The following is a 22,753-nucleotide window of genomic DNA, read 5'->3' as shown; positions in this document are numbered from 1 at the left end:
CGGCACGCTGAAGTCGCGGGGAGGCGGATCAGTCAGTAGACCGGCAGCGAGGGGTCTATTTGCTTGGCCCAGGCAATGATTCCGCCCTGCAGATGAGTCGCGTCGGAGAAACCGGCCTGCTTGAGCGCCGCGAGGGCCTCGGCCGAGCGGATACCGGTCTTGCAGTGCAGCACGATCGGGCGATTCTGCGGCAGCTCGGCCAGGGCCGCACCGGACAGGATGCGGTCCTTGGGGATCAGCTGCGCGCCCTCGATCCGGACGATGTCCCATTCCACGGGTTCGCGCACGTCCACGATCGCGACGTCCTTGCCCGCGTCGAGCATGTCCTTGAGCTCGCGCGCGGTGATCGTCGAACCGGCCGCGGCGGCCTGGCCCTCCTCGGACACCACGCCGCAGAACGCGTCGTAGTCGATCAGCTCGGTGATCGGCGCCCGCTCGGGATCGCGGCGCAGCTTGATGGTCCGGTAGCTCATGTCCAGTGCGTCGTACACCATCAGCCGGCCCAGCAGCGGCTCACCGATGCCGGTGATCAGCTTGATGGCCTCGGTCACCATGATCGAGCCGATCGAGGCGCACAACACGCCCAGTACGCCGCCCTCGGCGCAGGAGGGCACCATGCCCGGCGGCGGGGCCTCGGGGTACAGGTCGCGGTAGTTGATGCCGCGCCCGTCCGGCGCGTCCTCCCAGAACACCGAGACCTGGCCCTCGAACCGGTAGATCGAGCCCCACACGTAGGGCTTGCCGGCTAGCACCGCGGCGTCGTTGACCAGGTAGCGGGTGGCGAAGTTGTCGGTGCCGTCGACGATGAGGTCGTACTGCCGGAACAGCTCCACCGCGTTGTCGTTGTCGAGCCGGAACTTGTGCAGCACCACGTCGATTCCGGAATTGATCTCCAGAATCGAGTCCCGCGCGCTGTCGGCCTTGCTACGGCCGATATCGGATTCGCCGTGGATGATCTGACGCTGCAGGTTCGACGAGTCCACCTCGTCGAATTCCACGATGCCCAGGGTGCCGACCCCGGCCGCGGCCAGATACAGCAGCGCCGGCGAGCCCAGCCCGCCCGCACCGATCACCAGCACCTTGGCATTGCGCAGCCGCTTCTGCCCGTCCACGCCCAGATCGGGAATGATCAGGTGGCGGCTGTAGCGACCGACCTCCTCCCGGCTCAGCTCGCCGGCCGGCTCGACCAACGGCGGCAGGGGCTTCGGTGATGACACGTCCTGAACTCCTTCATCGAATTCGATGTGCACAACTATGCAACACACCGAATCGAAACCTTCTTCCCACCGGCCCACCGAGAGCATGCCAAAGCGACAACTGATCTCGTGGGCACATGGGTAACTCACCGGGGACGGGCCCACCGCGAGCGGGCCGTCACCCGCCGGCCCGACGAGCAGGTCTCGCGGCAAGCAGCGGCACGCTGAAGTCGCGGGGAGGCGGGGGAGCCGCTCATCCGCGGGGGAAGGGCCACGGGTTGAATCGGCACGTCTTGCCGTCCTTGGGCACCACGCCCTGAGGGTCGAGGGCGGCGATGTCGTCGTTGCGGGTGCCGAAGGTCTGCTGCATCATCACCGGCGCCAGCCCGCCCTCCGACGCGCACGGTTGATGCTCGTGATAGCCGAGGGCGTGGCCGACCTCGTGGTTGATCTGGTACTGGCGATACGAGCCGATGTCGCCCTCGAAGGCCAGGGCCCCGCGCACCCAGCGCACCTCCGAGAGCACCACGCGGCCCAGATCGGAGTTGTAGCAGGAGGAGTCGATCGGGATCTCGAAACCACAGGCGGATTCGGTGGTGTTGTGGGAGGTCAGCGAGACCCGGAAGTCCGGCTCGCCGGAATCGATGCGGCGAAAGCCGAAGCGGGGGTCGCTGATCCAGCTCTTGGGATTGGCCAGGGTCGCCTCGACCATGCTGGCGACCGAGCCGTCGCCGCCGAATCCCGAGGTGTCGACCCCGTTCTCGATCTCGACGGTGTAGGTGAACGTGTGTTGCTGCCCGGCGCCGACCGGCGCGGAGGTACCCGGGACGACATGCCAGTCCCCGGCGCCGGCCTCGGTGAACGCGCCGCCGTCCGGCAGCGCCCCGGTCGGCAGGTTCGCCGCGAACCTGCCGTCACCGGCCGGTGGACCGCCGATGATGCCGCTGTTGCGGCCGTTGGGGCTCAGGTGTCCGAGCCCGGGTCCGCCGGCGACGGCGACGCGGGGCCCGCCACCCCCCTTGACCGCATCCGCGATCACCAGTGCCGTCAGCAGGAAGAGCACGGGCAACGCGTAGGCCATGACCGCATCGACGGGGCCGCGTGCGGCCCTACCGTCCGATGATCCGTCCCGATGGTCGGTCACGCAGTTCAGACTCCCACACCTGGCACGCCAGTACGCTGGATCTCACTTAGCTGACTTAGCGGAAACGGTTGCGGTTTTTCACACGGTTGTGCGAGATTGCTTACGACGGCAAGTTACTGACATGTTGCCAATAACTACCGGGATCAGCACCGCGGGGCACGGACGAGTATCGTTCGTGGGATACCCGTGCATACCTTTTCCGCCGGGAATCGATTGGGAGAGCCGAAATGACAGACCTCGTGGACCGGATGACGTCGTCCAGACTGTCGTCCGAGACCATGGCGCCGAGCAAGCGAGGAACCCGCCTGCCCCGCGATGCCCGCCGGGCGCAGCTGCTGACTGCGGCCAGCGAGGTCTTCGTGCTACGCGGCTACCACGCGGCCGGCATGGACGAGATCTCGCAGTGCGCGGGTGTCTCCAAACCCGTACTCTACCAGCACTTTTCGAGCAAGCTGGAGCTGTATCTGGCGGTGCTGCAGAACTACATCGACGCGCTGGTGTCGAGCGTGCGCCAGGCGCTGCGCTCCACCACCGACAACAAGCAGCGCGTGCGCGCGGCCGTGGCCGCCTACTTCGATTTCGTCGATCACGACACCCAGGGCTTCCGTCTGGTCTTCGAGTCCGACCTGACCAGCGAGCCGCAGGTGCAGCGCCGCGTCGAGCAGGCCACCGAGGCGTGCGTGGACGCGGTCTTCGATCTGGTGGCCCACGACTCCGGGCTCGACCCCTACCGCGCCCGCATCCTCGCCGTCGGCCTGGTCGGCGCGAGCCAGATCACCGCCCGCTACTGGCTCGAGGCCGACCGCCCGATTCCGAAGGAAGAGGCCGTCGACACCACCGTCTCCCTGTGCTGGGGCGGCCTGAAAACCGTGCCCCTGCACCACTAGGCTCCCGCCTTCCCCAAACGCAAATCCGGGCCTCGACTTTCAGTCGAGGCCCGGATTTGCGTTGCTCAGCGGGAGCTCAGACCGCGGCGAAACCCACGCGGCCCTGGGCGGAGGTGCCGATCTCGACGTACGCGACCTTGGCCGCCTGGATCAGGTACTTGCGGCCCTTCTCGTCGGTCAGCGACACCACGCCCTCCTTGGCGCTCAGCGCACCGGTCACCAACGCCTCGACCTCTTCCGGGGTCTGCGAGCTGGTGATCACGAGCTCGCGTGGGCTGTCCGAGATACCGATCTTGACCTCCACGGCCATCCTCCTAAGTCCAGTTCCAGTCTGCACAAGGCTAATGCAGGACGAGCGGGCGAATGTAACGCTGTGAGCGAACTTGTGCGCGGACCAGGCGCTCAGCCCAGACCCAGTACTCGCATGCGCTCGGCGTGGCTGTTCTGCATGTGCTCGAACAGCGCCGCCACGCCATTGAGATCGCCGGTGGCCACCAGCACCAGCTCGGTGAGCTCGTCGCGCTGGGCCATGACCCACTGCGCCTGGGTGATCGCCTCGCCCAGCAGGCGGCGGCCCCACAGGGTGAGCCGGTCGCGCTGGGAGCGGGAGTCGGCGACCGCGCGGCGCACCTCCTCGACGACGAACTGCGAGTGGTTGGTCTCGGCGAGCACATCGCGCACGACCGCGGCCACCTCGGGCGCCAGCGCGCTGGCCAGCACGGTGTAGAAGTCCGCGGCGATGCCGTCGCCGACGTAGAACTTCACCATCGACTCGAGCCAGGTCGAGGGGTCGGTCGAATCGTGATAGGCGTCCAGCGCGCGCACGAACGGCGCCATCGCGTCGAACACCTCGACGCCCCGCTGGGCCAGGGCATCCTCCAGGGTCTGGAAGTGGCCCATCTCCGCGGCGGCCATCGAGGCGACCGAGACCTTGCCCCGGAGCGTCGGAGACAGCTTCGCTTCCTCCGCGAGCCGGTAGAACGCGGAGATCTCGCCGTAGGCGAGCACGGCGAACAGATCGGTTACCCCGGGGTGATCGGCGGGGATGCGAACGGTGGAATCGGACGAAATATCCAGCGCGGCAGGCGGGTTTGCTCCCATGGCCTCCACCCTAGTAGGGGGTGCCGCGGCGCACACCACCGGACGAGACTTCAAATCCGGCACACCCGGATATCGCAATTGCGACGGCGGAAATCGGGCGACGGAAGATATCACGCTACAATCTGCGTGGGCAACGGAAATTTCCGCTCGGGTACCAGTTCGTGACGGGGCAGGTTCAAGATCGAGCAGAGGGCCGTCGCCCAAATGGAAAATGTGCGCGCACCAGATCCGCAACACCGATGCGCCGCGCCAGGTTGATGCCGCCACCGGCATCCCGCAGCGGCCGAGGTGGTACAAACCGCCGGATATGTGGCCGAGAGTGGACCGCCGGGTCCGCCCCACACCTCGTGCGCGCGAGATGCGATACCGCGAGGAAGGCAAGAACCTGAGCAAGATCACTGTGGAACAGGAACCGGGGTTGACCGATACGCTGCTGACAGCAGAACTCGACCCCACACACACCGCACCGACATTCACCGAATTGGGAGTGCGCCCGGAAATCGTGCGCGCACTCGGCGAGATCGGAATCGAACGTACTTTCGCCATCCAGGAACTCACCCTGCCGCTCGCGCTGGCCGGTGAGGATCTGATCGGCCAGGCGCGCACCGGTATGGGTAAGACCTTCGGATTCGGCGTGCCGCTGCTGCACCGCATTTCCACCGCGGATTCGGGCACCACCGCACTGGACGGCACGCCGCGGGCGCTGGTCATCGTGCCCACGCGCGAATTGTGCATCCAGGTCACCCAGGATCTGGAGAATGCGGGCAAATATCTGAGCAATCATCAGGGCTCGCTGAAGGTGACCTCCATCTACGGCGGCCGCCCGTACGAGAGCCAGATCGAGGCGCTGCGCGCCGGGGTCGACGTGGTCGTCGGCACCCCGGGCCGCCTGCTGGACCTGGCCGAGCAGCAGCACCTCATCCTCGGCAAGGTCGGCGTGCTGGTGCTCGACGAGGCCGACGAGATGCTGGATCTGGGCTTCCTGCCCGATATCGAGCGCATTCTGAGAATGGTCCCCGAGAAGCGGCAGACGATGCTGTTCTCCGCGACCATGCCCGGCCCGATCATCACCCTGGCGCGCACCTTCCTGCACAAGCCCACCCACATCCGGGCCGAGGAGCCGCACGATTCGGCCGTGCACGATCGCACCGCGCAGTTCGTCTACCGCGCCCACGCGCTGGACAAGAGCGAGCTGGTCGCGCGCATCCTGCAGGCCTCCGAGCGCGGCGCGACCATGATCTTCACGCGCACCAAGCGCACCGCGCAGAAGGTCGCCGACGATCTGGCCGAGCGCGGCTTCGCGGTCGGCGCCGTGCACGGCGACCTGGGCCAGGTCCAGCGCGAGAAGGCGCTGGACAAGTTCCGCAAGGGCAAGATCGACGTGCTGGTCGCCACCGACGTGGCCGCCCGCGGCATCGACATCGACGATGTCACCCACGTCATCAACTACCAGTGCCCGGAGGACGAGAAGACCTACGTGCACCGCATCGGCCGCACCGGTCGCGCCGGTCGCACGGGCGTCGCGATCACCCTGGTCGACTGGGACGAGCTCAACCGGTGGTCGGCCATCGACTCCGCGCTGGGGCTCGGGATTCCGGAGGCTGTGGAGACGTATTCGCGCTCGCCGCACCTGTTTTCGGAGCTGGGCATCCCCGAGGGCGCGACGGGCACGCTGCGCCGCAAGGTGGAACGCGACGAGGACGCGGTCGTGGTGGAGCGCGAGCCGCGCGCCCCGCGCCAGCGCAACCGCCGCCGCACCCGGGGCGGGCAGCCGGTCGAGGGCACCGAAAATGCCGAGGGCACAACCGATATCGACGACGAGGCCACCGATTCGCCTGCCGCCGAAACCGATTCGGACGAGGGCTCGGTGAAACCGGCCCGTCGCCGTCGTCGTCGCCGCTCCCCAGGTGACGCGGATGCCGCCGCAGAGGGTGCGCAGGAGTCGGCCGCGGCGGACTCCGACGAGGCCGCATCCGTGGACACCGCCGGGTCCGCCGATGATGCCGCGACCACCGATGAGGGTGACGAGGCCGCAAAGCCCGCCCGTCGTCGGCGGCGCCGTCGCAAGCCCGCGGGAGCCGACAGCGGGAGCGCGCAGGCCGACACGCCGGTCCCCGCATCGGCCTGATTCCCCGGTAGCGAAACCGATCCGGCCGGACGCCGTCGCGGACATCCGCGACGGCCTCCGTCGTCCCGGCGCAGCCGCCGTAACGCTCGTCCCGGCCCATACGCTCCGCCGCACTCGGTCAACCCGGCGTGGTCGTCCAGAACCACCGGCCCACCGATCCCGCATCCTCCGCGAGGCGTGGTTCCCGCCGCGCACGGCAGGTGATGCGGGCCCACGACGCGCTGGCCGCCCGGCGCCGCCGGATGCCGTGGGGGCGATCCGGAACCGCGGGTCAGGTCCCTGCGGGAGCGCCGAACGAGACCCGAGCCGGGCGCTGGTGGCCGCCGCGCGCCGACGGCACGATCAGGTGTGTCTCAGTTCGATCGGCTAGTCTCGCTGACGTGCTCGCACCCGAGCGGCGGACGCGCGCCGATATCTATGCAGCGGTTGCGATCGCCCTCGCCGTGGTGATCGCGATCATCATCGTGTGGTCGATCAGCGACGCGCGCGGGACCACCTCCGAGCCCGCCGCCCAGCCTGCCACCCAGCCCCCGGCCGCCGCGCAGTTGCCGCAGTCCCTGCGCGAGCTCTGGCACGCACCCGACGGGGCGGCCCTGCGCGCGCTGACATCGGGCGGGGTCGCGGTCACCGGTGACGGCGGCACGGTGGCCGGGCTCGACCCGGTGACCGGTAAGCAGCTCTGGAAGTATCAGCGCGATATCCCGCTGTGCGGGGTGGAGGCGCAGTACGGCACGGCCGTGGTCACCTACCGCGATGGGCGGGGCTGCAGCCAGACCACGATGCTGGCGGCCGACAGCGGCGCCCGTCGCACCGCGCGCAGCAGCTATATGGATCACGCGATCACGCTGACCTCGGACGGCACCTATTTCCTGGCCCAGGGCTCGGATCGGCTCGAGGTGTGGCGCTCGGATCTGGTGCGCACCCTGGAATTCGGCTACGTCGACGCGCCCGTGAACACCAAGACCCAGCCCCGCACGGGCTGCACCCTGTTGTCCTCGGGGTCGAGCAGCACCCGCCTGGCCGTGCTCGAGCGCTGCCCCGGCGACGGCTCGGACCGGCTCAGCGTGCAGAATCCGGTGCCCAAGGACGCCACGGTGCCCGAGGAGTACGGCTCCCACGTGCTGACCGAGCCCGGCGCGGCCGTCGACGGCGCCCGCGTGATCGCGGTGTCGGACAACCGGATCGCGCTCTACCTGCCCGGAACAGCCACCAGCCCACCGGAATTCGAGATCTACGACGCCACCGCGAATTCCATTGCCGAACACCAGCTCACCGAACCGCTCTCGCCGGACATGTCCACCACCCACATCGGGTCGGCGTACCTGGTCTTCACCGGTCGCAGCGTGATCGCCCTGAACGCCACCACCTTCGACCCGATGTGGTCCAGCACCGAAGCCCTGGGCTCCCCCGCCCTGATGGCCGACCAGATCATCGTCCCGGTGGCGGGCGGCATCGCGGCCCTCAATCCCGAGACGGGCGCGGAGACGACGCGAATTCCGGTGCAGCGCAGCAACTACAACAACGGCCCGATCTCCCTGGCCGTCGTCGGCAACACCATCCTCGAGCGACGCGGCGGGCAGCTGTACGCTCTCGGCCGGCCGTAGGCCCTCGGGTCCGGCCTCCGCACACCCGTCGGCGACGATTTCGCTTCGAGCTTCAACTGAAACCTGTTACAGTCTGCCGATTCGAGGCGGTCATAGACCTCGTTGCGAAAGGCTCGGTCATGTTCGACAGACGTCTGGTGGCCCGTAATAGTATGCGCCACAGGGTAACTCGCCGGAGATTTTTAGCGGGGGCAGCGTTGGCGGCGGGGGCGATGACGCTGAATCCGGCGGCGTGGACGGCAAAGGCGACGGCCGCGCCCATCGGTAATGGGGATCACGTGCCGATCCTGATCATCGGCAGCGGTTACGGCGGGGCGGTCGCCGCGCTGCGGCTGTGCCAGGCCGGGAAGAAGGTCGCGATGGTCGAGATGGGGCAGAGCTGGACCACCGCCGGATCGGACGGAAAAATCTTCTGCAACATGCTGAATCCGGATCAGCGGTCGTATTGGTTCCGGACGAAGACCGATCAGCCGGTGGGATATTTTCTCGGAATCGACATCAACAAGTCGATCAGTCCCAGTGACGCCGGCGTACTGGATTCGGAACATTTCGCAGCGACCCGCGTGTACCAGGGCCGAGGCGTCGGCGGCGGGTCGCTGGTCAATGGCGGCATGGCGCCGCGGCCCCTGCAGAGCTATCTGGCAACCGTGCTGCCGTCGGTCGATATGACCTCGATGTACTCGACCTATTTCCCGCGGGCCGAGGCCGGTCTCGGGGTCAATACGATCGACCAGACCTGGTTCGCCTCCGCGGCATGCTACGAATACGCCCGGGTCAGCCAGAAGACCGCCAACAACGCGGGCTATTCGACGGTATTCGTGCCCAACGTCTACGACTTCGGCTATATGAAGCAGGAACAGGCCGGCACCGCAACGAAGTCGGCGCTCGCCGAGGAGGTCATCTACGGCAACAATTACGGGAAGAAGTCGCTCGACAAGACGTATCTCGCAGTGGCCGCGGCAACCGGCAACCTGAGCATCTCGCCACTGCACAAGGTCACCAGCGTTGCACCGGCGACCACCGGATACACCATCGTGATCACCCAGACCGATGTGCTGGGCAACACCGTCGCCACCAAGACCGTCACCGCGGACAAGGTGTTCTTCAGCGCCGGAAGTGTCGGCACCAGCAAACTACTGGTCACCATGCTGGCGACGGGCAAGCTGCCGAATCTGTCGAGCACCGTCGGCTCCGGCTGGGGCAATAACGGCAATGTGATGGTAGGGCGGGCCGGGTTGGATCTGACCGGGGCGACGCAATCGGCGATCCCCTGCATGGGTATCAATAACTGGGCCGATTCCGGGGGGCCGGTATTCGCCGAAATCGCTCCGTTCCCAACGAGTACCGAGAACGGCGTCAACCTCTATCTGGCCATCACCGAGAATCCCAACCGCGGTAAGTTCAGCTACAACTCGACGACCGGCGGGGTCGACCTGTCCTGGCAGGCGTCCTACACCCAGCCCTCGATCACCGCGGCCAAGCGCGTGTTCGACGCCATCAACGCCAAGGCGGGCACGGTCTACCGGTCGGATCTCTTCGGCACGTACAAAATTTGGGGCGACGACTTCGTCTATCACCCCCTCGGTGGATGTCTGCTCGGGCAGTCCACCGACAATTACGGTCGCCTCAGCGGATATTCGGGCCTGTACGTCATGGACGGCTCTCTCATACCCGGCAGCACCGGGGTCAACCCGTTCCTGACCATCACCGCCCTCGCCGAACGCAATATCGAGACGATCATCGCCGCCGATTTTGCGTGAGCCGCCGTTCGACGTCCGCGTCCGCAGACCGGAATCGGCCAGCGGCCGCGGACCGCTCGGTGCCGCCCCAGGGCGTCACCGAGCACACGGCGAACGACGGTGCGCCCCGGTTCAGGCCAGGTGTGCCGACAGCAGCCAGGCGGGTACCGATTTGCGGCCCGGGCCCTCGTCGCGGAGGCCTTCCTCCCGGACGAAATCCCCGAAGCCGGCGAAATTGTCCGGGATGTTGGCGTGAATGCGGGCCGGGCGGATCTCATCGATCGTCCAGTACGCACCGACTACTTCCCGCAACTCCTGCTCGGTGACGGGGTTGACCGGGGCCTGTTCGGGCAGCGCGCCGCGGTCGAAGACCAGCACGAAGTAGGAGGCGCCGGGGGCCGCGGCGCGCACGATGGATTCCTGGTAGCCCTTGCGCAATTCGACCGGCATCGAGTGGAACAGGGTGCTGTCGACGATGGTGCCGAAGCGCCCGTCGTAGCCGGTGAACGAGCTGATGTCGGCGACCTCGAAGCTGGCGTTGGCCAGGCCGCGCCGAGCGGCCTCGGCGCGCGCGAGTTCGACGGCCGTGGATGACTGGTCGAGACCGACTGTCGTGAAACCCTTTTCGGCGAGATAGAGCGACGCCGCGGCCTCACCGCAGCCGGCGTCGAGCACCTCGCCGTGGAACTTCCCCCCGTCGATGAGCGCGGCGATCTCGGGCTGAGGTTCCCCGAGACTCCACGGCGGCCGGTTCCCCTCACCCAGTTCGGGAGCCTGGCCACGGTAGGCGGATTCGAACATCGCTTCATTCGAAGGACTCGTCATCTCCCTATGGTATGTCAACCTGGTTGATATGTGTCAAGATGTTCGGCATGGAGGGTTTCGAGGAAAAGCCCCTCGGTTACCTTCTGTACCGAGTGATGTCGGCGTTGCGCGCCGAGGTGACCGCGACGGTGCTGGAACCGCTGGAACTGGCCTTCCCCGAATATCTCTGCCTGCGCATGCTGTCCCAGTCCCCCGAGCAGTCCAACGCGCAACTCTCACGCAACGCCGGGGTCTCACCGCAGGCGATGAACAAGGTGATCCGCGAGCTCCAGGCCCGCGGCCTGGTAGCCCGCCCCACCACCGCATCGTCCGGCCGCTCCCTCCCCACCACCCTCACCCGCGACGGCAGATCCCTCCTGGACCGTATAGATCCCCTCATGCTCGAGGCCGAACGCCGAGCCCTGTCCAACCTCACCGCCCCCGATCGCCGCGAATTACGCCGTCTGCTCGGCGTCGCCGGTTCCCCCCACCCATCCCCACCCGAACCCTCGCATCCCTAGCGAACCAGCAGCGGGCTTGCGACTGTTAGTGTTCATGCGGTTCTCGCAAAGCCGTACCACTCTGGCTACCTTTGAGTAATCGCAGGCGCGATGTTTATTGCGTGACAGATTCATCCCCTCGCACCACCCGCCGAGCCGTGCTCGCCGGTGCCGGTATGGCCGCACTCGGTGCCGCAATCACCTCGAAGAGTCCCCGGGCAACGGCAGCGCCGCTACCCGTGCCCGCGGACTCCGGCATCGATCACATCGTTGTGGTCATGATGGAAAACCGATCGTTCGATCACTATCTGGGATGGCTGCCCGGGGCGAACGGGAAACAGGCAGGGCTGACCTACCTCGACAAAAATGGTCAGCCGCACAACACTTTTCACCTGCAGACCACCCAGGGTTGCCAGTACAACGATCCGGACCATTCGTTCGAGGGCGGACGCGTCGAGTACAACAACGGAGCTTGTGACGGGTGGCTGCGGGCGGGCCAGAACGACGAATTCTGCATCGGCTATTACCAATCGGGTGATCTGGGCTTCTACGGCAATGCCGCACCCGCATGGACCGTGTGCGACAACTACTTCTCCGCGATCATGGCCGAGACCTATCCGAACCGCTTCTATCAGCATGCGGCGCAAACGGACCGCATCCACAACTCGACCACCATCTCGACCCTGCCTACGATCTGGGATCGCCTGGCAGCGGCCGGACTGCAGGGCCGCTACTACTACAACGACGTGCCCTTCCTGGCGCTCTGGGGCACCAAATACCTGCCGATCAGCCACCCGTTCAGCGCGTTCCTCACCGATTGTGCGGCCGGGACGCTGCCCCAGGTCTCCTTCGTCGATCCCAAATTCCTCGACGAGGACACCGGAACCTCGGCCGACGATCACCCGCATGCCGATATCCGGGCTGGACAGATATTCCTGAACCAGGTGTACAGGGCGGTCACCAGCAGCCCGGCCTGGTCACGCACACTGCTGATCATCAACTACGACGAGTGGGGCGGGTTCTTCGATCACGTTCGTCCGCAGGTCGCACCGGATGCGAACCCGGATTGGGGACTACGTGGGTTCCGGGTGCCATGCCTGGTGATATCGCCGCTGGCACGGCGCGGTTACGTCGCGAAGAACGTCTACGATCACACGTCGGTGCTGAAGGCCATCGAATGGCGTTGGGGACTAGCACCTTTGACGCCGCGCGACACGAATGCCAACAACCTCGCCGAGGTTCTCGACTTCAGCAGTGCGCCGAATCACGCTGCGCCGCAATGGGTCGTACCACCGATGGCCGGCGGCGTGTGCGCACCGGCCGTCGTCGCGGACTTCGAGGACTGGAACGCCCTGCAATCACTGGCCGCCTCGCTGAAATGGAGTGTCTGATGACCCGACGATTCACCTATTTCTGTGCCGTCGTAGCGCTGGTCGTATCCGCGCTGACTACGGGTGCGAGCCGACCCGCGGCCGCCGCGGTGCCGTCGGGGGGACACGTTTTCATCATTCAGCTGGAGAACAAGGGCTTCGACGAGACCTGGGGCGCCTCTTCGGCGGCGCCGTATCTGAGCCGGACGCTGCGCGCTCAGGGTGTGCTGCTGTCGCAGTATTACGGTATCGGGCACAACAGCCTGGACAACTACATCGCGCAGATATCGGGTCAAGGCCCGAACACGCAAACTCAGGCCGATTGCCAGATCTACACCGATTTCGCCGCCACCGGCACGGTGCCACCACAGCAGGCGGTGGGCCAGGGGTGTGTCTATCCGACCTCGGTGCACACTCTCGCGGGCCAGCTCAGCGCCGCGGGCAAGACCTGGAAGGGCTACATGGAGGATATGGGGACTCCGTGTCGGCATCCGGCCATCGGGACCCAGGACACCACCCAGAAGGCCACGACCACCAGTCAGTACGCGGCGCGGCACAACCCGTTCGTGTACTTCCACGAGATCATCGATTCGCCGGACTGCCAGAGCCGGGACGTCGACTTGACCGCGTTGAAGACCGATCTGGCGCAACCATCCACGACACCGAACCTCTCCTTCATCACCCCGAACCTGTGCGACGACGGACATGACTCGCCCTGCGTGACGGGTGCGCCCGGCGGCCTGGCGTCGGCGGATTCATGGCTGCGGCAATGGGTTCCGGTGATCGCATCCGCGCCGGCATTCCAACAGGACGGCGTGTTGATCATCACCTTCGACGAATCCGATGGGCCACAACAGGATGCCTCGGCATGCTGCGGTGAGGGCCCCGGGCCGAACGCGGCACTGCCGGGCCTGACCGGTATGGGTGGCGGTCGCGTCGGTGCATTGGTGATTTCCCCGCGCTACACCGCCCCGAACACCTGGAGCGATACGCCGTACAACCACTACTCGCTGCTGGCGAGCATCGAGGACACGTTCGGCCTGCCGCATCTCGGTTACGCCGCCTCGCCCGGCTTGCCACGGTTCGGCACGGACGTGTTCAACCGCAAGAACTGACCAGACCGATGGCACGACCCGGTCACCGCCTGGGATGATTGATGTTCTCACGAAAGAATGGAGACCAGGGCAGACAGATCCAGACTTAGGATTGATCGTGCTCAGTTTGGATCTCCACCCCATCTTCCGGAACAACCGCGACATCGACCTGGCCATGCGCCAATTCCTCGTCACCTCGGCCGCCTCCGGGGCATCGGTCGCCGAAATCATCCCGGGCAAGGGCTCCGGCCAGCTCCACACCCGCGTGCTGCGCTTCCTCGACCAGAAGCACATCCGAAAGCTGTACGCGCGCAGGGAAACCGACCCCGCCAACCCCGGCCGCGTGCTGGTGTACTTCCGGTAGGCCTACCCTCCGCTCGTGTGCCGAGCACGTGAATCGGCTGTGAATCCGCTCGAGGTCATTGCGTCCGGAACCCCGGGGGCGTGCAATGACTTCGAGGTCGGGGCAACAAACTACCGGAGAGATCATCATGAAGCAGAAACTGTCCGCAACGTTCATCGCCCTCACCGCCGGCGCCCTGCTCATCGGCCCGGTAGCGGGCACCGCCGCCGCCGCGCCGTCGTACACCCTTCCCGCACAACAGGACAACGACTGGGGCGGCTACAACAACCCCGGCTGGCACGACCCGGGCGACTGGCACCACAACGACTGGCACTGCGACCGCCACGGCTTCTGGCACAACGACGACCACGACGGCTGGGGCCACTGGGACCACCGCTGCCATCGGTGGTGAGGTTGAGGGTGGCCTGTTCCGCGGGCCGCCCGGCTGGGGCGGAAACCGCCATCCGGCATGATCGAGCGTATGAGTGGTTCCGCGACGGAGTTCCGGGTGGTTGTGCTGCGGCACGGGGAGACCGAGTGGTCGAAGGGGCACCGGCATACAGGGCGGACCGATATTCCGCTGACCGAGGTCGGGGAAGAGCAGGCCAGGGCGGCCCGGAGCGTGCTCGAAGGCCTGCGGCTTTCCGATCCGCTGGTGTTGTGCAGCCCGAGGCAGCGGGCGGTGCACACCGCCGAGCTGGCGGGGCTGACGGAGGTGCAGATCGATGACGATCTGGTCGAATGGGACTACGGCGACTACGAGGGGCTGACCACGCCGGAGATCGAGCGGAGCGTGCCGGGATGGACGATCTTCACCGATCCGGTGCCGGGGGGCGAATCCGCCGCCCAGGTGCGGGAGCGGGCGGATCGGGTGCTGGCCAAGGTGGAGCCGGAGCTGCAGAACCGCGACGTGGTGTTGGTCGGCCACGGGCACTTCTCCCGGGTGCTGATCGCCCGCTGGGCCGAACTCGAGGTGCGGGAGGGGCGCCGGTTCTATCTGTCGACCGCCGCGATCAGCGTCCTGGGCCACGAGCACCGCACCCGCACGATCCGGGCGCACAACATCGTCTCGGACCTCGACGGCCTGGGCCGATAGTCCCGGCGCCGGGACACCGCAGCACACCACCTTTCCCGATCGAAGGAGCCTCATGATCCGCCGCGCTACACCCGACGACGTGCCCGCGATGGTCGGCCTCGTCTACGACCTGGCCGAGTACGAGCGGGCGCGCGACGAATGCACCCTCACCGACGAGCAGCTGCACGCGGCGCTGTTCGGCCCGGAACCGAAGCTGTTCGCCCATGTGGCACAGCGTGATTCGGGCGGTGAGGTGCTCGGCTGCGCGATCTGGTTCCTGAACTACAGCACCTGGACCGGCACGCACGGCATCTACCTCGAGGATCTGTTCGTCAAGCCGCAGGCGCGCGGACTGGGCCTGGGCAAGGCGCTGCTGGCGGCGCTGGCGCGCGAGGCCGTCGACCAGGGGTACCGCCGCGTGGACTGGTCGGTGCTGGACTGGAACACCCCCTCGATCGACTTCTACAAGTCGCTGGGCGCCACACCCCAGGACGAGTGGACCGGGTATCGCCTGACCGGCGACGCACTGACCCAGCTCGCCTCGCGCTGAGGCCCGGGGAGAAAACGCCGGAAACTTCTTCCGGTGGATGTCGATTTCACCGCGGGGTGCACGTCGGAGAGTTGAATGGTCCGAAAGGCGGGCCACCAGTTCGAAGGACTTTCACCATGTCGCAATATCTGGTTCTGATCTACCAGGACGAGCGCGTTCTGGACGAGCCTGCACCCGAGGCGCCGATGATGCGGGCCCACCAGAATTTCATGGAGCACAACGGACCGTCGCTGGCCGGCGGCAACGCGCTCGAGCGCAGCCACACCGGCACCGCCATCCGGCCGGACGGCGCCGGCGGCTTCGTCGTGACCGACGGCCCGTTCGCCGAGACGAAGGAACAGCTGGGCGGCTACTACCTGATCGAGGCGCCCGACCTGGACGCCGCGCTGGCGATCGCCAAGCAGGTGCCGATGGAGGGCGGCGGCGTCGAGGTGCGCCCCATCCGGGTCTTCAACTGACCCTCCGAATCATTGCCCACCACATCATGATTCGCCGCACGCACAGTGACCGATCCCGCGCACGCCGCACCTGTGGCCGCGGGATCGGTCCCGCACATGTTGTCCCAGGGCTCGATATAGACTGCGGTCCAAGTACTTTCAGAGTCATCGAATCACGTTGGCCGGCACCATGATTCACTCCGATGTCGCCGCGGCGGTGGCCGACGCGCACCGTCGCGAATGGGCCTTCGTGCTCGCCTCGACCGTGCGCGTCACCCGGGACCTGGATCTGGCCCAGGAATGCGTGCAGGACGCCTACGCGCAGGCCCTGACGAACTGGGCACAGCACGGCATCCCGGCCCGCCCGGCCGCCTGGCTGACGACGGTGGCGCGCAACCGCGCGCTGGATCTGCTCCGCCGCCAGTCGACGATGCAGCGCGCACTGCCGCTGCTGATCGACGACGAACCGGCTCCGGACCCCGCCAACGCCGCCATCACCGCCCTCGAGGAGATCCCCGACGACCGGCTGCGCCTGATCTGCACCTGCTGTCACCCCGCCCTGTCCCCCGAGGCCCAGGTGGCCCTGACGCTGCGGCTGGTCTGCGGCCTCACCACCGCCGAGGTGGCACACGCCTTCCTGGTCGCCGAGCCGACGATGGCCGCGCGCATCACCCGCGCCAAGAAGAAGATCGCCACGGCCCGCATTCCCTACCGCGTGCCGGGCCCGCGCGAACTCCCCGAGCGCATCGAGGGCGTGCTCGCGGTGATCCACCTGCTGTTCACCACCGGCCACACCGCGCCCTCGGGCGAGGCCCTGATCCGACGCGATCTGATCGAACGTGCCACCGACCTGGCCCGCATGCTGCACGCGCTGCAGCCCGACAACCAGGAGGTCACGGGACTGCTCGCGCTCATCCTGCTGACCGATGCCCGCCGGGTGGCCCGCACCGCGGACGACGGCACCATGCTGCGCCTGTCGGAACAGGACCGCGACCGCTGGGATCACGGGCAGATCGCCGAGGGCATCGCCCTGGTCCGGGTGGCGTTGTCGCGCAATCCGGGTCGGTACGCGCTGCAGGCCGCGATCGCGGCGGTACATGCCGAGGCGCCGAGCTACGACCGGACCGACTGGCACGAGATCGCCGGGCTCTACGACGTGCTGATCGGCGTCTGGCCCTCACCCGTGGTGGCGCTGAACCGGGCGGTCGCGCGCGGCATGGCGCAGGGCCCCGAGACGGGCCTGGCGGCGCTGGACGAGCTGGCCGCCGAACCGCAGCTGGCCGGGTACGGCTACCTGGCCGCCGCCCGCGCCCACTTCCTGGCCGAACTCGGCCGCGCCCCCGAGGCACGCACCGCCTACCAGGAGGCGATCCTGCTGACCGAGAACGACACCGAGCGCGCCTTCCTCGCCTCCCGGCTCGCCGAGATGGGCACGTGAATCGCCTATCGTGAACCGTATGGAGCGCATCGTGCGCGCGGCAACCCGATCCGATGTTCCAGAACTGGCGCGCGTGCTGGGCCTGGCCTTCGCCGACGATCCGGTCATCGGCTGGCTGATCCCGGATCCCACGACCCGCGCCGAGCGCGCGGCGCGGTTGTTCGCCGCCCAGGTTCGCCACCAGTTCCTCGCCGCCGGCGCGGTGGACGTGGCGATCGATGACGCGGGCGCGATGGCCGGAGTGGCCGTCTGGGCTCCGCCCGGGGTCTGGACGCCTTCGGCGTGGACGCAGCTGCGCATGCTGCCGGGACTGTGGCGCGGATTCCGCGGCAGGCTGGGGACGGCCGCGCGGCTGGCGGACCGGATGGCGCGCCATCACCCCACCGAACCGCACTGGTACCTGGCCTTCCTCGGCACGCTCCCGACCGCGCGGGGACGCGGCTTCGGGCACGCGCTGCTCGCGCCCCGCCTGAAGTACTGCGACGAGGTCGGCGCCGCCTCGTACCTGGAGTCCAGCAAGCCCGAAAACGTGCCCTACTACGAGCGTTTCGGCTACGAGTCCGACGGCGAACTCGACCCGACCGAGGGCGGCCCGCCGATGTGGCCGATGTGGCGAGCGCCCCGCTGAGCGCCCCTCACTCCTCCGGATCGACCCCGTAGCCGCGGGCCATCCACTGCGCCGAGGGCGGGGCGAAGGTGAGTCCGAGGGTGACCAGGGCCGCCAGCCCGATCGGAATCGCGAGCTCGAGGCGATGCGAGCTGACCATGTTCCAGGCGACCGGCAGCAGCAGCACCTGGGCGATCACCACGATGGCACGGCCCCAGCGGCGGCCGCGGATCAGGCTCACCCCGGCGGCCAGCACGGCCGCGGACAGGATCGCGAACCAGGCGGCGGTGCCGTAGGGCTGCGCGCTCGCTCCGGGCCCGCGGATGCCGGCGTGCGCGCCGCTGCCGTGCACCACCAGGGCGACCGCGATGCCCAGACCGACCAGGCCCTCGATACCCGCCAGCGCACCCGCGCCGCGAATCGTGGCCGGGATCCGCGCCGGTGTTCCGGATTCGCCTGCGGCTCCCGGGTTCGCACCCGCTCCGGAGTTCTCGTCGGCCCCGGAATCACCCTGCTTCGTCACGGGACCATTCTGCTTCGCCACCGCCCCAGCCTACGACCGGGCCGCCGGGGTGCGGCCGGGCGTCGGCTACGGGTGCACCCGAAGCGGCTGGTTCCGGCCACCGGGCGGGTTCGGCCGCGGGCGATCAGTAGGCTCGACGCGTGCGGACGCTGTTGATCGTGAACCCGAATGCCACCTCCACCACGGCGGCGACCCGGGATCTGCTGGCCCACGCGCTGGAGAGTCGCACGCAGCTGACCGTCGCACACACCCAGCACCGCGGCCACGCGGCCGAACTGGCCCAGTGGGCCGCCACCAACGAGATGGACCTGATCGTCGTGCACGGCGGCGACGGCACGGTCAACGAGACGATCAACGGCTTCCTCCCGCTGCCGCAGATCGACGACGGGCAGGCGTGGAAGCCCCGCCTCGGCGTCATCCCCGGCGGTTCGGCCAACGTCTTCGCGCGGTCGCTGGGCATCAAGCCCGATCCGGTGGCCGCCACCAACCAGCTGATCGACCTGCTGTCGCTGGAACGGGACCGCCGGATCGGGCTGGGCATCGCGGACGACCGCTGGTTCACCTTCAGCGCCGGGGTGGGGCTGGATGCCGATGTCTGCGAGGCCATCGACCACAGCCGCGCCAACGGCAATCCGGCCACCCCGGCCCGCTACGTGCGCACCACTGTGCGGCAATTCTTTCGTGCGCGCCGCCGCGAACCGTCGGTGACGCTGCACATTCCGGGCCACGATCCGGTGTCCGGGGTGCATTACGCATTCGTGACGAACACCACCCCGTGGACCTACCTTGACAACACCCCTGCGCACACGAATCCCGGCACGGCCTTCGAGACCGGCCTCGGGGTGTTCGCCATGCGGACCATGAGTGTGGTGCAAACCCTGCTGGTCGTCCGGCAGATCCTGGCCACCGACGGAGACCCCAAGGCCCGCAATCTCTTTCGCACCGACGATGTCCCGTCGGTGCGGGTCGAGTCCGACATGCCGATCGGTTTGCAAATCGATGGCGATTTCATCGGCCGGCGCAACATGGTGGATTTCACAGCCGTGCCGAAGATCTTGGACGTGCTTGCTCCGCAGCCTGAATCGGGCCGACACGACTGAGAAACCTCCCGGTTGCGGTGCGAAAACCGGTCGGAGCGAGTAGAAAGGACTCCGCAGGCCCTCAGTGCAGGGGTCTTAAGCGTGAGCTTCCCCACGGTGCAACACCAAGCTATTGACATCTACGGTGTTCGTGAAAGCATTCACAAGCAATCGTGCGGAAACATTCGAGTCGCACAAGTGAACGAACCACAAACTCACGGCGCCCTACGGCGCCCAGCAAAGGAGCAGAGGAATGGACTGGCGCCACAAGGCCATCTGTCGTGACGAGGACCCCGAGCTGTTCTTCCCTGTGGGTAACAGCGGTCCGGCGCTCGCGCAGATTGCCGATGCCAAGCTGGTCTGCGCCCGCTGCCCCGTCACCGCCGACTGCCTGTCCTGGGCCCTGCAGTCCGGACAGGACGCCGGCGTATGGGGCGGCATGAGCGAAGACGAGCGGCGCGCGCTCAAGCGGCGCAACGCGCGGACGCGCACCCGGGCCGTCGTCTAGCACGACGGTCGGCGTTACGGCCACCGCGAATCAAACGCACCATCCCTGGCACGTAGCGCACTCCCGGCCCGGCACCCCGTAAGGTGCCGGGCTTTATTGTGCGCCAAGGGATTTCCCCCCTGATCGCACGGCGATTATCGCGAACGGCGACCCAGCGGAACACGCAGCACCGCATCGGTTCCCACATCCGCACCCGGATGCAGACCGATGGATCCACCCAGTTCCGCGGTCACCAGCGTGCGCACGATCTGCAGGCCGAGCCGGTCGGAACCCTCGAGGCTGAACCCGTCCGGCAGCCCGCGGCCGTCGTCGCCGATGATGACGTCCAGCCAGCGCGCCGAGCGTTCCGAACGGATCGTGACGGTGCCGTTCTCGCCGGAATCGAAGGCGTGCTCGATGGCGTTCTGCACCAGCTCGGTCAGCACCATCACCAGCGGCGTGGCGCGTTCGGCGGAGAACACACCCAGCGAGCCCTCCCTGCGGACCTTGATCCGCGCGGTGTTCACCGTGGCCACGTCGGCCATGATCGGCAGCAAACGGTCGACGACCTCGTCGAGATCGACCTCCTCGTCAACCGACATCGACAACATTTCGTGTACCGACGCGATCGAGGTGACCCGGCGCACCGATTCGGTGAGCGCCAGCTGCGCCTCCTCGTTCTCGGTGCGGCGCGCCTGCAACCGCAGCAGCGCGGCGACGGTCTGCAGATTGTTCTTCACCCGGTGGTGGATCTCGCGGATCGTGGCGTCCTTGGACAGCAGCGCCCGATCGCGCCGCTTGACCTCGGTGACATCGCGCACCAGCACCGCCGCGCCGGCCAGCTCGCCGTGCGGGCGTAGCACCAGGGTGCGCAGCAGCACCGTCGCCCCGCGCGCCTCCACCTCCATGCGGCGGCCCGATTTGCCCGCGAGTGCGGCCTGGATATCGCTGACGACCTCCTGCGCATCGAACGGGTCGGTGATCAGCGAGCGGGTGGTCTGCGCCAGATCCTGCCCGGCCAGATCGGCCTGCAGGCCCATCCGGTGATAGGCCGAAAGCGCGTTGGGGCTGGCGTATTCGACGATGCCCTCGGTGTTCAGGCGGATGAATCCATCCCCGGCGCGCGGGCTCGAATGCGAGCCCGTGCGGTCCTCGAGGGTCGGGAAGGTGCCGTCGGCGATCATCTGGCACAGGTCGTCGGCGCAGGACATGTAGGCGTTCTCGAGGCTGCCGCGGATCTTGGATCGCTGCACCTCGATGTCCCGGCCGAGCACCGCGATGATGTCCTCGCCGACCCGCACCGGAATCGCCTCGCGCATGACGTGCGCCGGATTCGGGTGGTAGACGCCGGTCGAGACGCGGTCGGTGTCGACGCGCACGATCGCGCCGGTCGTCAGAGCCTCGAAGACCTGGGGATGATCGCTCGTCGAGGCGAGCGAGCCGACCAGGTCCTCCGGATGCACGGTGGCCGCGGTGGTCGGGCGGCACTGCGCCACGCACACCACATCCGCGCCCTCGGCGACGGGCCCGGCGCCCACCCACAGCTGCAGATCCGCGAACGACAGATCCGACAGCAGCTGCCAGTCGCCCACCACCCGCTGCAGATGGTCGACGGCCGCACCCGGCAGATCGGTGTGCTCGGCCAGCAGATCACTCAACGTCGACATAAAACCTCTCCTTCACGCACCACACCGCCCCCTGCGGCCACACCGACCCCGGCGTGGGATCGCTGCATCTACCCGCCCCGCCGGCTCCGCCGACTCACCATCCCCTAGGAGATGACGGCGATAAGGTCGCCCTTCTGCAGCACGTCGCCCGGTTTGACGTTGATCGAGGCCACCGTGCCCGGTCCCTCGGCGACCACCGGAATCTCCATTTTCATCGATTCCAGCAACACCAGGGTGTCGCCCTCCTGCACAACCGCGCCCTCTTCCGCAACGATCTGGAAGACGGTCGAGACCATCTCCGCGAGCACTTCCTCGGCCATGACACCCTTCCGGTAGATCGCCGCTGCGGTCGATCAGCTGACGCTACAGCCAATCACATCCTGACCGGTACCACCCGATCAGCAGGGGTTTACCCGCCCGTATCCGGGGTAAGGCATCCCGGGGCATCGGCGCAGCGGCCGACCGGGCGACGGGATCGCCGTACCCGCATGGAACAATGACTGCCGATCAGGAAGGAGACAAACATGGGTAAGCGTGGTCGTAAGAAGCGCAGCCGCAAGGGCAATGCCGCCAATCACGGCAAGCGTCCGAACAGCTGAATCGTTCGCATATCTCGCATATGCACTCAGCGGCACGTCATCTCGTCGATGACGTGCCGCTGATCTGTATGTATGCCGGGAGAACGGACTAGGGCTCGAGCTGGGTCCCGGTGACGGTGATCGAACGCCGGATCTCCAGGGTCAGGCGCTCGCGCAGCGAATCGGGGGCCCGGTCGCCGCCGCACTTGCGGTTGAGCAGCCGCTTGAGCTTCTCCTCCAGGCCGTAGGCGTCGATGCAGGGCGAACAGGTCTCCAGATGATGCTGGAGCCGCTCGCGGGTGGCCTGGTCGCATTCGCCGTCCAGCATGAGCCAGACATCGGCCAGCACCGCCGTGCAATCGAGCTTCATATCGGCCTCCGCCTCGGTCCCCCGCTCCTGTT

The 22,753-nt window shown here is 67.5% G+C and carries 26 protein-coding genes; 17 read left to right on the top strand and 9 right to left on the bottom strand.

Going from position 1 to position 22,753, the window contains the following annotated elements; all coding sequences use genetic code 11:
• Positions 1–32 precede the first annotated feature (32 nt).
• Entirely contained in the window at positions 33–1,217 is a 1,185-nt protein-coding gene (moeZ, locus tag KO481_RS18485) for an adenylyltransferase/sulfurtransferase MoeZ (protein ID WP_215918379.1), read from the bottom strand.
• Between the two features lie 232 nt (positions 1,218–1,449).
• On the bottom strand, positions 1,450–2,340 hold the full coding sequence (locus KO481_RS18480) for a DUF3152 domain-containing protein (protein ID WP_308166666.1): 891 nt from the start codon (positions 2,338–2,340) through the stop codon (positions 1,450–1,452).
• Positions 2,341–2,567: 227 nt separating this feature from the next.
• Between KO481_RS18480 and fasR the strand changes: the two genes are divergently transcribed.
• Positions 2,568–3,227: an HTH-type transcriptional activator FasR gene (gene fasR, locus KO481_RS18475; RefSeq protein WP_215918378.1), complete on the top strand. Its 660-nt coding sequence runs from the start codon at positions 2,568–2,570 to the stop codon at positions 3,225–3,227.
• A gap of 76 nt (positions 3,228–3,303) precedes the next feature.
• On the opposite strand, the gene KO481_RS18470 is transcribed toward fasR, so the two are convergent.
• Complete coding sequence (locus tag KO481_RS18470) at positions 3,304–3,531, bottom strand: DUF3107 domain-containing protein (RefSeq protein ID WP_215918377.1); 228 nt, start codon at positions 3,529–3,531, stop codon at positions 3,304–3,306.
• A gap of 98 nt (positions 3,532–3,629) precedes the next feature.
• Entirely contained in the window at positions 3,630–4,328 is a 699-nt protein-coding gene (locus tag KO481_RS18465) for a ferritin-like fold-containing protein (protein ID WP_215918376.1), read from the bottom strand.
• Positions 4,329–4,686: 358 nt separating this feature from the next.
• On the opposite strand from KO481_RS18465, the gene KO481_RS18460 reads away from it, so the two are divergent.
• The 3 genes from KO481_RS18460 to KO481_RS18450 all read left to right on the top strand — a co-directional run bounded on the left by KO481_RS18460 (position 4,687) and on the right by KO481_RS18450 (position 9,820).
• On the top strand, positions 4,687–6,456 hold the full coding sequence (locus KO481_RS18460; protein ID WP_215918375.1) for a DEAD/DEAH box helicase: 1,770 nt from the start codon (positions 4,687–4,689) through the stop codon (positions 6,454–6,456).
• 380 nt (positions 6,457–6,836) lie between these two features.
• Entirely contained in the window at positions 6,837–8,060 is a 1,224-nt protein-coding gene (locus KO481_RS18455) for an Rv3212 family protein (RefSeq protein WP_215918374.1), read from the top strand.
• 212 nt (positions 8,061–8,272) lie between these two features.
• On the top strand, positions 8,273–9,820 hold the full coding sequence (locus KO481_RS18450; RefSeq protein ID WP_245401063.1) for a GMC oxidoreductase: 1,548 nt from the start codon (positions 8,273–8,275) through the stop codon (positions 9,818–9,820).
• Between the two features lie 111 nt (positions 9,821–9,931).
• Here the strand turns inward: KO481_RS18450 and KO481_RS18445 are convergent, their stop codons facing one another.
• Positions 9,932–10,624, bottom strand: a complete 693-nt coding sequence (locus KO481_RS18445; RefSeq protein ID WP_215918372.1) for a class I SAM-dependent methyltransferase — start codon at positions 10,622–10,624, stop codon at positions 9,932–9,934.
• Positions 10,625–10,671: 47 nt separating this feature from the next.
• Here KO481_RS18445 and KO481_RS18440 point away from each other — a divergent pair, with 47 nt between their 5' ends.
• From KO481_RS18440 to KO481_RS18395, 10 genes are all read left to right on the top strand, one after another.
• Positions 10,672–11,124, top strand: a complete 453-nt coding sequence (locus KO481_RS18440; RefSeq protein ID WP_215918371.1) for a MarR family winged helix-turn-helix transcriptional regulator — start codon at positions 10,672–10,674, stop codon at positions 11,122–11,124.
• 101 nt (positions 11,125–11,225) lie between these two features.
• On the top strand, positions 11,226–12,494 hold the full coding sequence (locus KO481_RS18435) for an alkaline phosphatase family protein (protein ID WP_215918370.1): 1,269 nt from the start codon (positions 11,226–11,228) through the stop codon (positions 12,492–12,494).
• A complete protein-coding gene (locus KO481_RS18430) occupies positions 12,494–13,588 on the top strand; it encodes an alkaline phosphatase family protein (RefSeq protein ID WP_215918369.1) in 1,095 nt (364 codons plus the stop codon). The genes KO481_RS18435 and KO481_RS18430 overlap by 1 nt, the downstream gene beginning before the upstream one ends.
• 97 nt (positions 13,589–13,685) lie before the next feature.
• Positions 13,686–13,931: a Smr/MutS family protein gene (locus KO481_RS18425; RefSeq protein ID WP_215918368.1), complete on the top strand. Its 246-nt coding sequence runs from the start codon at positions 13,686–13,688 to the stop codon at positions 13,929–13,931.
• 127 nt (positions 13,932–14,058) lie between these two features.
• Positions 14,059–14,322, top strand: coding sequence for a hypothetical protein (locus tag KO481_RS18420; RefSeq protein ID WP_215918367.1), 264 nt, complete (start codon positions 14,059–14,061; stop codon positions 14,320–14,322).
• 69 nt (positions 14,323–14,391) lie between these two features.
• Positions 14,392–15,006 carry an acid phosphatase gene (locus KO481_RS18415; RefSeq protein WP_245401062.1) on the top strand — a complete coding sequence of 205 codons (615 nt, stop codon included), beginning with the start codon at positions 14,392–14,394 and terminating at the stop codon, positions 15,004–15,006.
• Positions 15,007–15,058: 52 nt separating this feature from the next.
• A complete protein-coding gene (locus tag KO481_RS18410) occupies positions 15,059–15,535 on the top strand; it encodes a GNAT family N-acetyltransferase (RefSeq protein ID WP_215918365.1) in 477 nt (158 codons plus the stop codon).
• 116 nt (positions 15,536–15,651) lie between these two features.
• The gene (locus tag KO481_RS18405) at positions 15,652–15,993 is read left to right on the top strand and encodes a YciI family protein (RefSeq protein WP_215918364.1); all 342 of its coding nucleotides are present in this window, start codon (positions 15,652–15,654) and stop codon (positions 15,991–15,993) included.
• A gap of 169 nt (positions 15,994–16,162) precedes the next feature.
• On the top strand, positions 16,163–17,410 hold the full coding sequence (locus tag KO481_RS18400; RefSeq protein WP_215918363.1) for an RNA polymerase sigma factor: 1,248 nt from the start codon (positions 16,163–16,165) through the stop codon (positions 17,408–17,410).
• Between the two features lie 19 nt (positions 17,411–17,429).
• Positions 17,430–18,038 (top strand): GNAT family N-acetyltransferase, encoded by a 609-nt coding sequence (locus KO481_RS18395; RefSeq protein WP_215918362.1) that lies wholly within the window; start codon positions 17,430–17,432, stop codon positions 18,036–18,038.
• A gap of 7 nt (positions 18,039–18,045) precedes the next feature.
• Here the strand turns inward: KO481_RS18395 and KO481_RS18390 are convergent, their stop codons facing one another.
• On the bottom strand, positions 18,046–18,540 hold the full coding sequence (locus KO481_RS18390) for a hypothetical protein (RefSeq protein ID WP_308166665.1): 495 nt from the start codon (positions 18,538–18,540) through the stop codon (positions 18,046–18,048).
• 140 nt (positions 18,541–18,680) lie between these two features.
• On the opposite strand from KO481_RS18390, the gene KO481_RS18385 reads away from it, so the two are divergent.
• Entirely contained in the window at positions 18,681–19,640 is a 960-nt protein-coding gene (locus tag KO481_RS18385; RefSeq protein WP_215918361.1) for a diacylglycerol/lipid kinase family protein, read from the top strand.
• A gap of 232 nt (positions 19,641–19,872) precedes the next feature.
• Positions 19,873–20,127 carry a WhiB family transcriptional regulator gene (locus KO481_RS18380; RefSeq protein WP_040827274.1) on the top strand — a complete coding sequence of 85 codons (255 nt, stop codon included), beginning with the start codon at positions 19,873–19,875 and terminating at the stop codon, positions 20,125–20,127.
• Positions 20,128–20,261: 134 nt separating this feature from the next.
• Here the strand turns inward: KO481_RS18380 and KO481_RS18375 are convergent, their stop codons facing one another.
• The gene (locus tag KO481_RS18375; protein ID WP_215918360.1) at positions 20,262–21,773 is read right to left on the bottom strand and encodes a sensor histidine kinase; all 1,512 of its coding nucleotides are present in this window, start codon (positions 21,771–21,773) and stop codon (positions 20,262–20,264) included.
• Positions 21,774–21,877: 104 nt separating this feature from the next.
• Positions 21,878–22,093, bottom strand: coding sequence for a biotin/lipoyl-binding carrier protein (locus KO481_RS18370; protein ID WP_215918359.1), 216 nt, complete (start codon positions 22,091–22,093; stop codon positions 21,878–21,880).
• A 204-nt stretch (positions 22,094–22,297) separates the two neighbouring features.
• On the opposite strand from KO481_RS18370, the gene KO481_RS44810 reads away from it, so the two are divergent.
• Positions 22,298–22,372 (top strand): 50S ribosomal protein bL37, encoded by a 75-nt coding sequence (locus KO481_RS44810; RefSeq protein WP_110293457.1) that lies wholly within the window; start codon positions 22,298–22,300, stop codon positions 22,370–22,372.
• Positions 22,373–22,460: 88 nt separating this feature from the next.
• On the opposite strand, the gene rsrA is transcribed toward KO481_RS44810, so the two are convergent.
• Entirely contained in the window at positions 22,461–22,721 is a 261-nt protein-coding gene (gene rsrA, locus KO481_RS18365) for a mycothiol system anti-sigma-R factor (RefSeq protein WP_215918464.1), read from the bottom strand.
• Positions 22,722–22,753: the final 32 nt, after the last annotated feature.

Source organism: Nocardia albiluteola, from assembly GCF_018860155.1.
In the GTDB taxonomy this organism is placed as follows: Bacteria; Actinomycetota; Actinomycetes; order Mycobacteriales; family Mycobacteriaceae; genus Nocardia; species Nocardia albiluteola.
The sequence above is the reverse complement of the archived record's forward strand: the minus strand, read 5'-3'. Positions and strand labels throughout refer to the sequence as shown.

Bases quoted from the DNA above. Each gene is read 5' to 3' on its own strand.
- fasR (WP_215918378.1), top strand. From the start codon at position 2,568: ATGACAGACCTCGTGGACCGGATGACGTCGTCCAGACTGTCGTCCGAG.
- rsrA (WP_215918464.1), bottom strand. From the start codon at position 22,721: ATGAAGCTCGATTGCACGGCGGTGCTGGCCGATGTCTGGCTCATGCTG.
- KO481_RS18375 (WP_215918360.1), bottom strand. From the start codon at position 21,773: ATGTCGACGTTGAGTGATCTGCTGGCCGAGCACACCGATCTGCCGGGT.
- KO481_RS18410 (WP_215918365.1), top strand. From the start codon at position 15,059: ATGATCCGCCGCGCTACACCCGACGACGTGCCCGCGATGGTCGGCCTC.
- KO481_RS18460 (WP_215918375.1), top strand. From the start codon at position 4,687: ATGCGATACCGCGAGGAAGGCAAGAACCTGAGCAAGATCACTGTGGAA.
- KO481_RS18370 (WP_215918359.1), bottom strand. From the start codon at position 22,093: ATGGCCGAGGAAGTGCTCGCGGAGATGGTCTCGACCGTCTTCCAGATC.
- KO481_RS18420 (WP_215918367.1), top strand. From the start codon at position 14,059: ATGAAGCAGAAACTGTCCGCAACGTTCATCGCCCTCACCGCCGGCGCC.
- KO481_RS18450 (WP_245401063.1), top strand. From the start codon at position 8,273: ATGACGCTGAATCCGGCGGCGTGGACGGCAAAGGCGACGGCCGCGCCC.
- KO481_RS18465 (WP_215918376.1), bottom strand. From the start codon at position 4,328: ATGGGAGCAAACCCGCCTGCCGCGCTGGATATTTCGTCCGATTCCACC.
- KO481_RS18405 (WP_215918364.1), top strand. From the start codon at position 15,652: ATGTCGCAATATCTGGTTCTGATCTACCAGGACGAGCGCGTTCTGGAC.
- KO481_RS18380 (WP_040827274.1), top strand. From the start codon at position 19,873: ATGGACTGGCGCCACAAGGCCATCTGTCGTGACGAGGACCCCGAGCTG.
- KO481_RS18440 (WP_215918371.1), top strand. From the start codon at position 10,672: ATGGAGGGTTTCGAGGAAAAGCCCCTCGGTTACCTTCTGTACCGAGTG.
- KO481_RS18430 (WP_215918369.1), top strand. From the start codon at position 12,494: ATGACCCGACGATTCACCTATTTCTGTGCCGTCGTAGCGCTGGTCGTA.
- KO481_RS18400 (WP_215918363.1), top strand. From the start codon at position 16,163: ATGATTCACTCCGATGTCGCCGCGGCGGTGGCCGACGCGCACCGTCGC.
- KO481_RS18415 (WP_245401062.1), top strand. From the start codon at position 14,392: ATGAGTGGTTCCGCGACGGAGTTCCGGGTGGTTGTGCTGCGGCACGGG.
- KO481_RS18445 (WP_215918372.1), bottom strand. From the start codon at position 10,624: ATGACGAGTCCTTCGAATGAAGCGATGTTCGAATCCGCCTACCGTGGC.
- KO481_RS18395 (WP_215918362.1), top strand. From the start codon at position 17,430: ATGGAGCGCATCGTGCGCGCGGCAACCCGATCCGATGTTCCAGAACTG.